The 14,237-nt window shown below is 68.5% G+C and carries 13 protein-coding genes; 7 read left to right on the top strand and 6 right to left on the bottom strand.

Translation table 11 applies throughout. The annotated features are described in order from the left end of the window. Positions 1-2 precede the first annotated feature (2 nt). Complete coding sequence (locus D0Z08_RS17595) at positions 3-230, top strand: hypothetical protein (protein WP_220454234.1); 228 nt, start codon at positions 3-5, stop codon at positions 228-230. Here the strand turns inward: D0Z08_RS17595 and D0Z08_RS17590 are convergent. The 5 genes from D0Z08_RS17590 to D0Z08_RS17575 form a co-directional block, all read right to left on the bottom strand. Then, on the bottom strand, positions 209-3,232 hold the full coding sequence (locus D0Z08_RS17590) for an IPT/TIG domain-containing protein (protein WP_182481368.1): 3,024 nt from the start codon (positions 3,230-3,232) through the stop codon (positions 209-211). The two genes, D0Z08_RS17595 and D0Z08_RS17590, sit on opposite strands and share 22 nt — an antisense overlap. Beyond that, positions 3,229-3,843 carry a hypothetical protein gene (locus D0Z08_RS33425; protein WP_182481367.1) on the bottom strand — a complete coding sequence of 205 codons (615 nt, stop codon included), beginning with the start codon at positions 3,841-3,843 and terminating at the stop codon, positions 3,229-3,231. Before D0Z08_RS33425 ends, D0Z08_RS17590 begins: the two co-directional genes overlap by 4 nt. A 578-nt stretch (positions 3,844-4,421) precedes the next feature. Beyond that, positions 4,422-4,871, bottom strand: a complete 450-nt coding sequence (locus tag D0Z08_RS17585; protein ID WP_118926551.1) for a hypothetical protein — start codon at positions 4,869-4,871, stop codon at positions 4,422-4,424. Beyond that, entirely contained in the window at positions 4,850-5,479 is a 630-nt protein-coding gene (locus D0Z08_RS17580) for a hypothetical protein (RefSeq protein ID WP_118926550.1), read from the bottom strand. Before D0Z08_RS17580 ends, D0Z08_RS17585 begins: the two co-directional genes overlap by 22 nt. Further along, entirely contained in the window at positions 5,472-6,191 is a 720-nt protein-coding gene (locus D0Z08_RS17575; RefSeq protein WP_118926549.1) for an excisionase family DNA-binding protein, read from the bottom strand. The genes D0Z08_RS17580 and D0Z08_RS17575 overlap by 8 nt, the downstream gene beginning before the upstream one ends. 676 nt (positions 6,192-6,867) lie before the next feature. On the opposite strand from D0Z08_RS17575, the gene D0Z08_RS17570 reads away from it, so the two are divergent. Genes D0Z08_RS17570 through D0Z08_RS17555 form a run of 4 tightly spaced genes read left to right on the top strand, consistent with a single transcriptional unit; the run spans position 6,868 to position 11,040 of the window. Beyond that, the gene (locus D0Z08_RS17570; RefSeq protein WP_118926548.1) at positions 6,868-7,134 is read left to right on the top strand and encodes a hypothetical protein; all 267 of its coding nucleotides are present in this window, start codon (positions 6,868-6,870) and stop codon (positions 7,132-7,134) included. 3 nt (positions 7,135-7,137) lie between these two features. Beyond that, positions 7,138-7,500 carry a hypothetical protein gene (locus tag D0Z08_RS17565; protein WP_118926547.1) on the top strand — a complete coding sequence of 121 codons (363 nt, stop codon included), beginning with the start codon at positions 7,138-7,140 and terminating at the stop codon, positions 7,498-7,500. Further along, positions 7,490-10,018, top strand: a complete 2,529-nt coding sequence (locus tag D0Z08_RS17560; protein ID WP_118926546.1) for an ATP-binding protein — start codon at positions 7,490-7,492, stop codon at positions 10,016-10,018. Before D0Z08_RS17565 ends, D0Z08_RS17560 begins: the two co-directional genes overlap by 11 nt. Further along, complete coding sequence (locus D0Z08_RS17555; RefSeq protein WP_147381455.1) at positions 10,015-11,040, top strand: hypothetical protein; 1,026 nt, start codon at positions 10,015-10,017, stop codon at positions 11,038-11,040. The genes D0Z08_RS17560 and D0Z08_RS17555 overlap by 4 nt, the downstream gene beginning before the upstream one ends. An 83-nt stretch (positions 11,041-11,123) precedes the next feature. Here the strand turns inward: D0Z08_RS17555 and D0Z08_RS31695 are convergent, their stop codons facing one another. After that, positions 11,124-11,444, bottom strand: a complete 321-nt coding sequence (locus D0Z08_RS31695) for a hypothetical protein (RefSeq protein WP_147381454.1) — start codon at positions 11,442-11,444, stop codon at positions 11,124-11,126. A gap of 604 nt (positions 11,445-12,048) precedes the next feature. On the opposite strand from D0Z08_RS31695, the gene D0Z08_RS17545 reads away from it, so the two are divergent. After that, positions 12,049-13,944: a peptidoglycan DD-metalloendopeptidase family protein gene (locus tag D0Z08_RS17545; protein WP_118926543.1), complete on the top strand. Its 1,896-nt coding sequence runs from the start codon at positions 12,049-12,051 to the stop codon at positions 13,942-13,944. Beyond that, a complete protein-coding gene (locus tag D0Z08_RS17540; protein ID WP_118926542.1) occupies positions 13,941-14,216 on the top strand; it encodes a hypothetical protein in 276 nt (91 codons plus the stop codon). The genes D0Z08_RS17545 and D0Z08_RS17540 overlap by 4 nt, the downstream gene beginning before the upstream one ends. The last annotated feature ends 21 nt before the right edge of the window (positions 14,217-14,237 follow it).

Raw genomic sequence — 14,237 nt, 5'->3', positions numbered from 1 at the left:
CCGTGGCCCAGGCGGATCCGGGCGAGCTGACGCGCGACGCGCTGACTTCGTGCTGCGCGGGGTCAGGCGGGCGCGCTTCGCTGCCGACGCTTCGTCAGAACCTCGGCCCCGTCTACCTCGCCGGCGACTACCTGCTCGACATGCCCTCTCTCGCTGACGCGGCCAACTCGGGCCAGCAGGCCGCAGAGAAGGTCCTGGCGACCCTGGCTCAGCGCCAAACCTTGGCGTAGTCGACGGTGTACGTCGCAGGCAGCGGCGTGTCTGCCGACACCTTGTTGCCTCCGGACAGCGAGCCGACTCCCATGTTGAGGATCATGCTGAACGGCTTGTCGAACGGCTGCGGGGCGATGAGGCCGGTCGGCGTCCACGAGCGCTCGAAGCACATCTCGCCGTCGATGAAGAACCTGACCACGTCGGGGTACCACTCCATGGTGTAGGTGTGGTAGCTGCTCGGTGTGCTGACCCGGCAGTTCCATCCGGAGTCGGCGAGGGAGTCCCCGGTGTAGTGGAGGGTCGGCAGCACCTGGGTCGGCGCGTTCGACCACCACTCCGCAATGTCCAGCTCGCCCGACGCTGGCCAGACGCCGTAGGTGTTGGTCCGAGGCATGGTCCAGAAGCCGCCGTGGAGGCCGGCGACGGTGACCGCCGGATACTTCGCACGCACCTCGAACCGACCGTAGGTCTGGGAGAACTTGCCCCGGGTCCCGACCATGCCGCCGGTGTACGGCGTCGAGAAGCTGCCGAGCGTGCTGTCGCAGGCGAGATTCTGCGCCTCGCGGCGGGCGGTGAGCAGGAGCTCGCCGTTGCGAACGGCGATGTTCTCGGGTGAGTTCACGTAGCAGGTCTCACCCGTCCGGAAGCCGGTGATCGACGACTGTTGGACGCCCCACTTGGTCGTGTCGAGCGACTGCCCGTCGAAGTCGTCGACGAACGAGCACGTCCAGGTGCTGCCGTCGTCCTTGACGAGCAGATCTCCACAGGCGTCGGGCGGGTCAGTGTAGGTGAACCGGTCGGCGACCGCGTTCACGGCAGGGATCTCGCCGTCCGCCGTGGTCACCCGGATGTTTCGGGCGCCGGTGTCGGACGCGGCCGGTGAGGTCGCGGTGATCTGGGTCGCGGAATCCACGGTGAAGCTGGTCGCGGGACCCGCATCGCCGAAGGTGACCGCGGTGGCGCCGGTGAACCCGGTCCCGGTGATCACCACGCTCGTGCCCCCGCTCATCGGACCCGCGGACGGGACGACCCTGGTGATCACAGCGGTGTAGGTGAACAGGTCGGCCTCCACCTCGGCATTAGCGCCGCCCACGGTGCTGACGGAGACGTGGCGGGCGCCGATGTCGGACGCGGCCGGTGAGGTCGCGGTGATCTGGGTGGCGGAGTCCACGGTGAAGCTGGTCGCGGGACCCGCATCGCCGAAGGTGACCTTGGTGGCGCCGGTGAACCCGGTGCCGGTGATCACCACGCTCGTCCCCCCGTTCAGGGGACCCGAGGACGGTGCGATCGCGGTGATCGCGGGTGCCGCAACGTAGGTGAACCGGCCGGCGTCGACGTAGGCACTGGGGCCGCCCACGGTGGTCACCGTGATCGCGCGAGCCCCGGCGGTCGCCGACGGGGGCGAGATGGCGGTGATCCGGGTGGCGGAGTCCACGGTGAAGCTGGTGGCCGGACCCGCCTGGCCGAAGACGACCTTGGTGGCGCCGGTGAACGCGGTGCCGGTGATCACCACTGTGGTGCCCCCGCTCAGGGGACCCGAGGACGGTGCGATCGCGGTGATCGCGGGCGCCGGGGCGGTGTAGGTGAACCGGCCGGCGTCGACATAGGCGCTGGGGCCGCCCACGGTGGTCACCGTGATCGCGCGGACCCCGGTGGTCGCCGACGGGGGTGAGATGGCGGTGATCTGGGTGGCGGAGTCCACAGTGAAGCTGGTGGCGGGTCCGGCCGTGCCGAAGACGACCTTGGTGGCGCCGGTGAACCCGGTGCCGGTGATCACCACGCTCGTGCCCCCTTCGATCGGACCGGAGGAGGGTGCGATCCCGGTGATCGCGGGCGCCGGGGCGGTGTAGGTGAACCGGCCGGCGTCGACGTAGGCGCTCCGGCCGCCCGCGGTGGTCACCGTGATCGCGCGCGCCCCGGTGGTCGCCGACGCGGGTGAGATGGCGGTGATCTGGGTGGCGGAGTCCACGGTGAAGCTGGTGGCCGGACCCGCCTGGCCGAAGACGACCCTGGTGGCGCCGGTGAACCCGGTGCCGGTGATCACCACGCTCGTGCCCCCCTCGATCGGACCGGAGGACGGTGCGATCGCGGTGATCGCAGGCGCCGGGGCGGTGTAGGTGAACCGGCCGGCGTCGACGTAGGCGCTCCGGCCGGCCGCGGTGGTCACCGTGATCGCGCGCGCCCCAGTCGTCGCCGACGCGGGTGAGATGGCGGTGATCTGGGTGGCGGAGTCCACGGTGAAGCTGGCGGCTTGACCCGCCTGGCCGAAGCCGACCTTGGTGGCGCCGGTGAACCCGGTGCCGGTGATCACCACGCTCGTGCCCCCCTCGATCGGACCGGAGGACGGTGCGATCGCGGTGATCGCGGGCGCCGGGGCGGTGTAGGTGAACCGGCCGGCGTCGACGTAGGCGCTCCGGCCGGCCGCGGTGGTCACCGTGATCGCGCGCGCCCCAGTCGTCGCCGACGCGGGTGAGATGGCCGTGATCTGGGTGGCGGAGTCCACGGTGAAGCTGGCGGCTTGACCCGACTTGCCGAAGGTGACCTTGGTGGCGCCGGTGAACCCGGTGCCGGTGATCACCACGCTCGTGCCCCCCTCGATCGGACCGGAGGACGGTGCGATCGCGGTGATCGCGGGGACCGGCAACCACTGGGCGTAGGCGGTGATCGGCACGGGTGTGCCTCCGAGACTGGAACCGCGCAGCGTCCTGGTGGCCGTCACCCGGGCGCCGCTGCCGTCGGCTGCAGAGTTCCAGCCGGCGAAGGTCGCGCCGGGCTTGGTCGGGTTCGTCGGGAAGCTGCGAGCACCGTTGTCGAAGGTGTCGGCGAACACGGTGACCGGGTCCGGGACACCGGATCCGCCCTGGGTGTCGAAGCTGATCGCATAGTGCCGGCCGGTGACCGTGACGCCGCCGGCGGTGACCTTCTCGGTCGGCAGCAGGATCCGCCCACGGTTGTCGATCTGACCGGCTCCGGTGACGGTGGCGTACGTCGCCCCCGGGCCGCCGGAGCCGTCGATCACCCGCCCGGGCCGACGGTGATCTCCACTCCGGCCGAGTCGGGAACCCGCAGGAAGCCCGAGGGCAGCCGCAGCACCCCGCCGTTCACCGACAACGACCCGAACGACGCCCCGCCATCCCCTGGACCGACCGCCGAGCTGCCACCGGAGTCCCCGGCACTGACAGTGGTGGCGATGACCGTACCGCCGTTGATCGTGGTGATCCCGCCGTCTCCGGATGGGCCGCCGCCAATACCGGCCGCGTACAGGCCGCCGGTGGCGGCGATGGTGCCGCTGGCGACGGTGAGGGTGGCGCCGGTGTTCTGGATGCCGGCAACGTCGGATGTCTCCCCGGCGTCGGCGGTGAGGGTGCCACCGGTACCGGTGTCCACGATCGTCAGCGCCTGGTTGCTGCTGATCACCAGGTTGCGGACGGCCAGGTCGTGCCCGGCAAGGGCGAGAACCGCGTGACAGTTGATGTCCACCTGAGCGGCTGGGTCGGCAATGTCGGCCGCGAGGGTGATCGTGGTCGGGTCCGCGACCGTGCCGGTGCAACTGTTGCTCGCGGCACGCAACTCATCGATCGTCCCGACCGAGCTGTCGTCAACCGCAGCCGCAGCATCGACGGCGCTCACCCCAAATCGGGGCCAGGACGCTCGCGACGACCACGACGACTGAAAGCAGACGGCGAGAACGCCGCGAGAGTAGAGATAGCAAGACAGAACCATCCGTTGGGGAAGATGGGCATGAGCCGGCGGACTGGCCCGGAACGAAAGGGAGATCTCGTGCTACTCCGGGTCCTGTCCAATTATCAGAAACGGTAATGCAGTTCGCCCGGACCACTACCCAAAACAGACGCGGCTCAGCCTTCTACCGCCTGGCGCTCGGCAACTGACTCGTCGAACCTGCTTCGACTCTTCTTCGACACTGCGCCTCCCAGGTAGGGCCAGCGGGATTCCATCCTAAGTCAAGGATGCCTTGACAAACAAGGCTTCCCTGACGAAGACCTGACCCCATCGGGGGTCCGGGAAACCGAGCCGGGGCCGAGCCCGGCAACCCGCCGCACCGACCCATCTCAATGCGTGGAGTCGCGAGACCCGATGCTCGCCACCACAGCCGCCCGTGGCACTACGGATCGACCGTTCCCCTCGAGCAGACGCACGAACGAATCGGGACCAGCTCTTCGTCAAGGGTGCTGCGCGAGGAAGCGGTGTCAGGAGTCGAGACCAGCGAGTCGAGCGAGGAGGGAGTGCACAGCCATGGGGTCGCTGGCGGTGCGCAAGTAGCGGTCCTCAGCGCTCCTGTCCCGGAGGAATCTGCGGACCGGCCTGCGGTCGGATGGCCGGACCTGCTCGAGCACCGCACGCGGGTTGCGCAGCGCGATCTCAGCGAGGGTGACGACGTCCTGGACGTGACGGTCGACGTCCTTGCTGTCGACCACGTCCGCATGCGCCTTCGCGACGATCGGTCCCAGAATTGTTGGTCTGCGGACGTACCCGATGACGTCCTCGACCTGCACCGGGACCCGCCCGGCGCGACCGAGCGCCTGCCGGCCGCCTTCGGTGGAGAACCCGGGACGGCCGGAGATCGTGGTCGGATAGTCGTTCTGCCGCTCGAGTCCTTCGGGGAGGAGTACGTCGATCACCGTGTCTTGGCCGCGCACGAAGCGAGAGCCGTAGCCGTCGCTGGTCTTCTCCTCCCTGAACTCTCGGGCGCGCAAGTAGCGGCTGGTTTCTCGGAGCGCGTCGCGCTGGTCCACACGCCGACAACGATGTCGCCATCGTCAGTGGGACGGATCGCCGTGACGCCGTTCTCCAGGCAGTGGAGCATTGTCATCTGCCCTCCCACGAGAGCCCACGGGTGTCCGAGCTCCTCGAGTCCGATGAGCGTCTTCCACATCTGGGCCTGGTGGTCCGGAAGCGGCGGGAACGCAACCGGCTCCCGGTCCACGGTGGGGACGTGCTCAGGGGTGCGCCTGAGCACGGCACTCAGAGCCGCGAACTCGCCGCTGCCGAAGACGGCATCCTCGCCCAGGATCGTGTCGAGACCGGCTCGCAGTTCGGCCGCCTCCCTGATGTCCACAGCAGGCGCAAGCCCCAGGCGGGTCTTGAGCTGAACAAGCAGGGAAGCGATGTCCTCGGACGAGGTCGGGCGGTCGTCGCGGCGATGTGGCTTCGCCTCCTCGTATGCCTCACGAGCGTCCTCCAAGGTCTGTCCGGTGATGGCTGCGATCGCCGCCAGGATCTCGACCGGCGCCCTTCGGTCAGCCATGCCGGGCCGTCCGCTGTTCGTCGAGGACACGATCGACGAGGCTGAGTCCGGCGGCACGGGTGCGAGCATCGGCGTCCTCCGCGAGGTCGACGCCGACGATGAGGCGCGGGGCGACACACAGTCCGTCGATCGTCCGGGCGGTAGCGAGATGGAGGACGTGGTCCACCAGGCGCAGGGTCAGGTTCCCGCTCGTGCTCTGGATCAGGAAGTGGTCGCGTACGAGTCGATCGACGGCGGCGACGGTCACGTAGGCGTCGCCAGCGCCGACATTGGTGAGACCCAGGCGGTACGCCGCCGCAGCGCTGTTGCCGGTCGCAACGACGTCGCTCTCGCCGAGGATCCCCTCGAGGTCGTCCGCGCCGACCGCGTACCTGCGCGTCGACACGGCACGCGCACCGAACCATCGCTGGACGATCAGCGCTGAGGCCGCACCGGCAACGCGGTTGCGGACGCGGTGACGCTCGACCGCGTGGAGCCAGCCGGCCCGCCCCCCGTCGGCGAGATCACTGGCAGCCCACGCGATGCGCGACGCCATCGCACGACTGGTGGCGCCCGCGCCGATCAGGGCCGCTTGCTGGTCGACACTGTCGGCGTCGATGAGCCACTGAGATCCGACCCGGCGCGCGGCCAAGGTGCCAGCTGCGGCAAGAGCCCGGACTCGGGCCTGGTTGACGCCCAGCCGACCGGCTGCTTCGCGGGTCGTAAGGTCCATTAGCACAACTATAGCGCTATCGCTTTAGAAGTGTTAACTCCTTCGCCACCCGTCGCCGCGTTCAATCGACCTCGTCGTTCACGGAAACTGAACAGAGCCAGACACTGAACATGACTCGCGACGCATACGCAGCGGAGTGCAGCAGGTCGGCTCTCGCCCAGCCGGGGGACGCGACCCGAGCCGACCCGTCGCGACAGCGGCAACGCTGAGGGTTCTTGGGCCGGTTCTTGAGACGGAAGAGGGCCGCCTCCCACTGGGGAAGCGACCCTCGGGACCTTGTTTTCGCAGGTCATGCGCGGAATCCGATCTGCGCGCCCGTAGGGATTCGAACCCCAAACCTTCTGATCCGTAGGCTCGGCCTCCCCGTCCGGTCACGTCTTGTCCGGCCGACTGGTGTGGGTGGCAGCGCCGCACTGGTCCCGTCGCGTCTGTTCGAATCCGGGTCTGTTGCTATCCGGGTGGCTACGCCGCCACTTCCAGCCCGGACGCTGCCGGGTCCCGAAACTGCACCGGGTCGGCGGGCGGACTTATCCACAGATCGCCATGTCGTACTGGTGCCCAGCGTTGTGCTGTGGTCCGGTTTTTGTCAGCAGTTCAACGGAATTGTCCGCGCTCGCTCGGGAGAGGCGGCTCCGGCTGTCTTGCCTCCCATGCGAGCTCTCACGGGAGGAAGATCATGATGAACAACCTGTTGACGAACTTCGTGTCCGCGGCCCCGGAGTTCAACTCGGACGGCATCGTCGAGTGGGGCGTGCAGAACATCATCCCCATCGTGTTGCTGGTGGTCGGGGTCGGAATCATCGCGAGCGCCCGCAAGGGGCAGATGAGCCAGAACGCGTTGACGGTCACGAACATCCTGCTGGGCTGTGTCGTCATCGCTGGCGCGGCGCTCTTCTACGGGTTCGCGGGAGACATCGCCGACTTCGTGTTCCAGGAGTCGTGACCGATGTTGATCCGCCCGGACGATGAGGTGTATCGGGTCGACGCGGTGTGGCTGGGCCCGCAAGGGTTCACGCTGCCGTGGGCGGCGCGGTACTCGGCGTACGGCATCTGGGTCGTGCTGTTCGTCGGCGTGCTGCTGGTCGAGGCGGTGTCGCCGATGAGGGTCAGTGTCCCGCCGGTGTGGGAGCTGGTGCTCACGATCCTTGCTACCTACGCCCTCACTGGCGTGATTGACCATGACCGACCCCTGGTCTCCGTGTGGGAGCTGCTACGTGCCGAGTTCCGCGCACCCCGTGCCCCGAAGAACCACCGACCGATGCGGTTGCGCGCCTCGTCGGTTTCAGTGAGGGAGCGAAATGTCTCGTAAGTCTCGGGAAACACCGGCCACAGCTGGCCGGCTGACGCTACGTCACATCGACGACAGTCTGTGCTTCACCGCCAACGAGGTCTGGGCCTGGTTCGTGCTCCCGACCCACGGTTGGGCGTTCCGCTCCGACCGGCAACGCGAGCAACTGCTCTACGGTGCCGCGGACGGTCTCGCCTGGCTGGCCGGCCACCGGGTGCACCTGCGGGTCACCTCACGGCCCTATCCGGCTGCGGAGTGGGCCAAACGACTCCACGGGCTGACCCCGAGCCCGCTGGAGACGCCGGGGGTGGAGCCCTGGACCGAGCACATGGTGGGGATGCAGAAGCACCTGCGCTACCAGACGATGGCCGAGAAGCAGGTCTTCCTCGGCGTGCGAATCGCCAGCCGGGCGCCGTCGCACCGGCTGATCGCGGCGATCTGGCGTCGCCCGGGGAACATCGAACACGCCCGATTGCTGTCCAAGGTGGAGCAGGTCGCCGAGACCGTCGCGCTGCCGGGCCTGGAAGGCAGACCCGCCACGGCCCGGGAGATGGAGTGGCTGCTGCGGCGGTCTGTCGGTATCGGGCTTCCCGCGCCGACCGGGCTGTGTGCCTCCGGCGAGCAGTCGTGGGATGAGGAGGATCTGTCCAGCTTCTCCGATGCCGTCGAGCACGACACCACGCGACTGGGACGCACCGTCCGGGTGACGAGTCGAGATCTTGGTGATCCGATCGAACGACACGTTGCGGTCCTCTCGGTCGGCAGGCTGGAGGAGATCGAGGCACCCGATCCCGGGCACGAGCCGTGGCTGTCCCACACTGACCGGCTCCCATTCCCCGTTGAGTGGTCGGCCCAGATGGAGATCCTGTCGGGCGCTGAGGCGCGCAAGGAGATCCAGCGCAAGCTGCTGGTGGTGCGGGACATGCAGCGGCACTACGCCGAGCACGAGCTCGACGAACCGCTGGCACTGGATCGACAGGCACGCCAGGCCCGCCAGGTCGAGGATCAGATGACCCGAGGTGTCGATGTCACCGCCGCCCGAATCCACGGCTGGTTCCGGCTGGCCGTCGCGGGCCGGAGCGAGGAGGAATGTCTGGAACGGGTACGTCGGGTGACCACGTCGTTCCGGTCCCGCCGCGTCAGCATCGAGCATCCTCGCGGCCAGTACGGGCTGCTGCGCGAGTTCATCCCCGGCGAGCCGGTCTCCACTGTGGCCTACCGGCGCCGCCTGCCGGCCCTGTATGTCGCCGCTGGTGTGCCGGCCGCCTCGAGCCAGCTGGGTGATCGCCAAGGCCCGTACATCGGGTTCACCGCTGGCTCCTCACGCAGGGCGGTCATGTTCGACACCCACTACGCGACCGAACTCCGCGAGACATCCGGCCTCGTTCCGGTGGTCGGCGGCCTCGGTGCGGGCAAGAGCGTGCTGCTCGGGCTCGTGACCTACGACGCAGTGCGGCGTGGGATTCCCGCGGTGCTGCTGGATCCGTCCGGGCCGCTGGCTCGGCTCACCGAGCTGCCTGAGCTCGCCGAACACAGCGAGCACCTCGACCTGACCGCGGCAGCCAGCGGAACGCTGAACCCGTTCGAAGTCGTTGCAGCACCCGCCCGAGCGTCCTTCACCAGCGAGGAGGCCTTCCAGGAGGGCGAGGTCCTCGCCGCGCAGGATCGCAAGCTCCTGGCGATGGACGTCATCAAGATGCTCCTGCCGCCATCGGTGGATGCGATGCCGCAGACCTCCCTGGTCGTCTCAGACGCGGTGCGCGCGACACGCGGAGACCGGGACGCCTCACTTTGGGATGTGGTGGGCAACCTGGAGAAGCAGGGCAATCCCCATGGCCAGGTGGTCGCCAACTACCTGCGGGACATGGCCGAACTGCCGCTGTCCCGGTTGTTCTTCCCCCAGGCGGAACCGGGCGCGACGCGGATCAACTCGGCGCTGACAGTGCTGACCATGCCGGGGCTGGTGCTCCCGCCACGGTCGGTGCCGCGCGAGCACTGGTCGACCTCGGAGCAGCTTGCGGTGCCGCTGTTGCACCTGGCTTCCTGGTACGCCACCCGCGCGGTGTACGGACGGTCGATGCAAGACCGGAAGTTGGTCGCCCTGGACGAGACCCACTTCCTGGGTGAGTGGTCGGCCGGCCGCGCGCTGTTCACCCGGCTGGGCCGCGACTCGCGCAAGTGGAACACCTGCGTGCTGGCGTCCTCGCAGAACCCCTCGGACGTGCTCGGCATGGACGTCGCGAACTTCATGTCCGCCGCCTTTGTCGGCCGGACCGAGGACGAGGAGGCGGCCAGGGACGGTCTGCGGATGCTGCGGGTGCCCACGGACGTCGGCTACGAGCGGGCACTCGCCACCCTCTCCTCGGGACGGGGCGAGGCTGCGATGCGGGAGTTCGTCATGCGCGATGTCGACGGACACGTGGACAAGGTCTGCGTCGACCTCACCGCCAACCCAGCCCTACTCGAAGCACTCAACACCACCGCGGGCCGCCAACCGGACCGCGAGCCGACCGTCGTGACGGGAGGACAGGTCGCATGAGAACCCTGCTACGGACACTGCTCCGCCCCACACTCACCCTGGTTGTCACCTCGTTGGTGGTGCTAGTGATCGCGCCACCGGCCGATGCAAAGGACCCCGACCCAACGGGCCCGAACCTGCCGGACATCCCGGGGCTGCCCGATCCGTCGGACATCCCATTGCCATTGCTGCCGGGCCAGCCGTTGGGTCCCGCGCCTGCGGTGCCGATGCCGGACTGCAACGAGGCGCCCGTTCCGGTCTCGCCGGGGCAGGGGATCCCTGGCTTCTTCGACACCGCACCAGACGAGCTGCCACCGGCTGAAGACCCCTTCGGCCCTGGAGCCACGACCACGATCTATGAGCAGTACGGCTTCGCCGGTCTGCGCTACCACACCTACGACCTCGGCTGCGGGCCCGATGCTGTACGCAGTCCCGACGCGGTCATCGGAACCGCGGTGGCGAACTGGATCATGCAAGTGCCGATCGCGATGGCGGCGTTGACCGGATCGGTGACCCAGGTCGCGTTCAACCCGACCTTCCTCGACGCCTTCGACCCGGTGGTGGAGCGGGTCTCGACCGCGCTCCACGAAAGCCTGTTCGCCTCATGGATTCCGGCGGTACTGGCGTTGCTCGGACTGCTGGTCATCTTCAAGGCTCGCCGTTCGGCGCTGGCCAGCACCACCGCAGCGATCGGCTGGGCGCTGTTCATCGTGATCGTGGCGGTCGCGATCTTCCGATGGCCCATTGAAGCCGGGAACGCAGCGGACGAGACCGTGACCGGAACGCTCGGGGCCGTGGTAGGTCAACTCGACGGCGAGGGGAGCAACAGCGATCCCGGGATCGCGGTCTCCTCCCACGTGCAGGAGGCAATCCTCTACCGCGCCTGGCTCGCCGGCACGCTCGGCGACCCCGACAGCGAAACGGCCCGCAAGTACGGGCCGGACCTGTTCAGGGCACAAGCGCTGACCTGGCGGGAGGCCGAAGAAGCCGCTGAGGACCCCGACCGGGCCGAGGAGTTGATCGAGGGCAAGCAGGAGGACTGAGAGGAGATCGCCGACAAGATCAAGGAGGAGGACCCCGAGGCATACGAGAACCTCACCGGCAACCGGTCCGAGACCAGGGTCGGCTACGCCATCCTCACCGCTCTGGCCACCCTGCTAGCGCTGCCGTTCCTGCTGCTGTCCTCACTGCTCATGCTCGGGTGCTTCCTGATCGTCCGGCTCGCTGTGATGCTATTCCCGGCCTTTGCTGTCCTCGGCGCGTTCCCCAGCACCCGAGGCTTGGTCACCGGGATCGGTCGCACCGTGGCCGCTGCAGTCGTGAACGCCATCATCTTCGGCATCGGCGCGGGCGTGACGGTGGCGGTCCTTGGCATCTTGTTCCACCCCGGCGGCGGCGCACCGGCATGGTTGAGCCTCATCCTGATGCCGCTGTTCAGCTTCATCATGTGGCAGGCACTCAAGCCGTTCCGCCGGCTCACCACCATGGTCAATCCCGACACCGACCCGTTCCGAGGGATCTCCGACCCCTATCGGCGCGCCAAGTCCGAGGCGTGGCGGTTGACCAAGGTCGCTGCCGCCAGTGCTGTCGGCGGTGGTGCCGGCGCGGCCGCCGTCGAAGTCCTCGACGACGACCAGCCCAAAGGTCCCCCGGAACGAGCAGAAACCCGACCCGGCTCACCCAGCCCCGCCGCGAAGAGCCCAAGCCCACAGACACCGTCGGCGCTCCGTCCCACCCACGCACCGGATCCGGTTCAGCCGACCCCACGGCCAGGTCCGAAACCCCAGGACCCGGGTCCGCACCAGGCTGGCTCGTCAGCGGCGTACGAGGCGAAACACAGGCGTGAAGCCGCACCGTTGGACGCATCCCCCGCAGCGCAGATGCCGCGAGCGCTGCCAGCAGGCCGAGTTGCGCGGCCAGGGTCGGAGCCGCCGCCACCAGCACCCGTCGAACCTGAGTGGCACGACGGGGAGGAGGTCTACCCGATCTACCGTCCACCCACCCCCAACCCCGGCAACACTGACGACGCCGCCTGATCTTCGGGACGCGAGATGAGTCGCAAAGGACCACTGGCGGCCGGCGCGCTGGTCATCGGTGTCGGCATCCTGTTCGTGCCTGCCGTGCTTATGGTGATGGTTCTGATAGGTGGCCGGAGCGGGCCGACGACCACTGGGTGCGGCACGACCGCGGCAGCCCCGGATGAAGTGGAGTCGGTGGAGGGACTGCGCCCGGAACAGCTCGCGACCGCGGCAACGATCGTCTCCGTCGGCGCTCAGATGGGCGTGCCCCGGCAGGGTGTGCTGATTGCCCTGGCCACCGCCCACCAAGAGTCCGGGCTCCGGATCTACGCGAACGATGGCCGCGGGGACGACCTCAAGCCCGACCAGCAGGGCATTGAACGATCGCTCCAACTCCCCCACGAAGCCGTCGGAACCGACCACGGGTCGCTCGGGGTGTTCCAACAGCAGTGGCCCTGGTGGGGCTCCATGCGCGAGCTGATGGACCCCGCCACCTCGGCGCGGAAGTTCTACGAACGCCTGCTCCAGGTCCCGAACTGGCAGGACATGCCGGTCACGGATGCAGCCCAGGCCGTGCAGCGATCCGCCTACCCCGACGCATACGCCGACGACGAGGTCCTCGCCGAGGACCTTCTCGACGGCTTCGGCGTCCAAGACGCGATGTGGACCGGAGCGTCGTACGACACGGGTTGCATCCAGCTGGCTGGCTCCCCAGGCTCCGTCGTGGCGCCCATCGGCAACCCGTCGGCGTTTACCGATCTCCACAACTTCGGGGCCCAGGGTGGCCGATGGTCACGGGGACACACCGGGACCGACTTCTCGGCCGCGTGCGGCACACCAGTTCGCGCTGCCCACGGCGGGACCGTGATCGTGAAGACCGATGAGGCGTGGTCGGGGCGCTGGCTGGTGCAGGTCAGCACCGGTCCAGGCCGGCTGACGACCTGGTACGCCCACATGCAGTCGCTGAACGTTGTCGACGGACAACCCGTGCGCGCGGGCGACCAGCTCGGCGAGGTGGGAGACCTGGGCAACTCCACCGGATGCCACCTCCACTTCGAGGTCCACCCCCGCGGAGGATCCATTTACGAGGACAGCATCGACCCCAGCGCCTGGCTCCGAACTCACGCGGGCGACCAGGTCGAACCCCCCGTGTCCTCCCACACAACCAGCTACGTGGTCGCCAGCTTCAACGTGCTCGGCCACTCCCACACCGCTCCCGGCGGGAACAAGCCCGGATACGCGCCCAGCCACCAGCGCATCCGCGGGGCGATTGCCCTGCTCGAAGCCTACGACGTCGACGTCGTCGGACTCCAAGAGTTCCAACACCCTCAGCGACGAGCACTGCTCGCTCGGGCCGGCGACCGCTACGCGGTCTACTCACCGCCCGACGGGCCCGCCAACTCCATCGCCTGGCGCCGAGACCGTTGGGCCCTGGTCAGCGCCGACGTCCTCACCGTCCCGTACTTCAACGGCAAGCCAACACAGATGCCGATCGTTCGGCTCCGCAACCTGGTCACCGGCCAGGACGCGAGCTTCTTGAACGTCCACAACCCGGCGAGCACGCGCTGGCACCCTGGCAACGAACGGTTCCGCGACCAGGCCGCACGCCGCGAGCTCGCCACGGCCAACGCGATCATCGAGCACTACGAACTCCCCGTCTTCCTGATGGGGGACTTCAACGAGCGAGAAGAGGCGTTCTGCACCCTGACCGCCCAGGGAACCCTGGCAGCCTCTGCCGGGGGATCACATGCCGGCGGCTGCAACCCGCCGCGGAATCCCGGGATCGACTGGATCTTCGGCTCCACCCGAACCACCTGGGTCGGGCATCTGGCCGTACGACGCGGGGTCCACGGAAGCATTAGCGACCACCCCTTCGTCGTCGCCCGCGCCATCGACGTTTCCGCCGCCTCAGGAGGTCCAACGCGATGACCGAGCGACCCCGACCCCTCCCGTACTTCGGCGCCCCACCAGCCCGTCAGCCCCGACCGTCGAGAGGCGAGCCCACGCTGTGGGGAAAGCGAGTCATCCTCTCCACCCCCGAAGGCTTCATCTACGACATGCGCGCCATCAGCGAGATCCACGTCAACGGCGCCAAAGACAGCGTCGACATCGCCAGCGAGGAGGACTACTACCGCTGGATGTTCACTTCGGAACCGCCACGGGTCGAGCCATACCCCGCCCACCTGGTCTGGGTCGAGTGATGTTGATCATCTCTGCCCATG

It is taken from the genome of Nocardioides immobilis, from assembly GCF_003515065.1.
GTDB classification, from domain to species: Bacteria; Actinomycetota; Actinomycetes; order Propionibacteriales; family Nocardioidaceae; genus Nocardioides; species Nocardioides immobilis.
This window is presented reverse-complemented; position numbering and strand designations above follow the sequence as displayed.

What these genes read in the sequence shown, in the direction of transcription:
- D0Z08_RS17580 (WP_118926550.1), bottom strand. Translation starts at nt 5,479, where the DNA reads ATGGCTGACCGAAGGGCGCCGGTCGAGATCCTGGCGGCGATCGCAGCC.
- D0Z08_RS17575 (WP_118926549.1), bottom strand. Translation starts at nt 6,191, where the DNA reads ATGGACCTTACGACCCGCGAAGCAGCCGGTCGGCTGGGCGTCAACCAG.
- D0Z08_RS17570 (WP_118926548.1), top strand. Translation starts at nt 6,868, where the DNA reads ATGATGAACAACCTGTTGACGAACTTCGTGTCCGCGGCCCCGGAGTTC.
- D0Z08_RS17565 (WP_118926547.1), top strand. Translation starts at nt 7,138, where the DNA reads ATGTTGATCCGCCCGGACGATGAGGTGTATCGGGTCGACGCGGTGTGG.
- D0Z08_RS17560 (WP_118926546.1), top strand. Translation starts at nt 7,490, where the DNA reads ATGTCTCGTAAGTCTCGGGAAACACCGGCCACAGCTGGCCGGCTGACG.
- D0Z08_RS17555 (WP_147381455.1), top strand. Translation starts at nt 10,015, where the DNA reads ATGAGAACCCTGCTACGGACACTGCTCCGCCCCACACTCACCCTGGTT.
- D0Z08_RS31695 (WP_147381454.1), bottom strand. Translation starts at nt 11,444, where the DNA reads ATGATGAAGCTGAACAGCGGCATCAGGATGAGGCTCAACCATGCCGGT.
- D0Z08_RS17545 (WP_118926543.1), top strand. Translation starts at nt 12,049, where the DNA reads ATGAGTCGCAAAGGACCACTGGCGGCCGGCGCGCTGGTCATCGGTGTC.
- D0Z08_RS17540 (WP_118926542.1), top strand. Translation starts at nt 13,941, where the DNA reads ATGACCGAGCGACCCCGACCCCTCCCGTACTTCGGCGCCCCACCAGCC.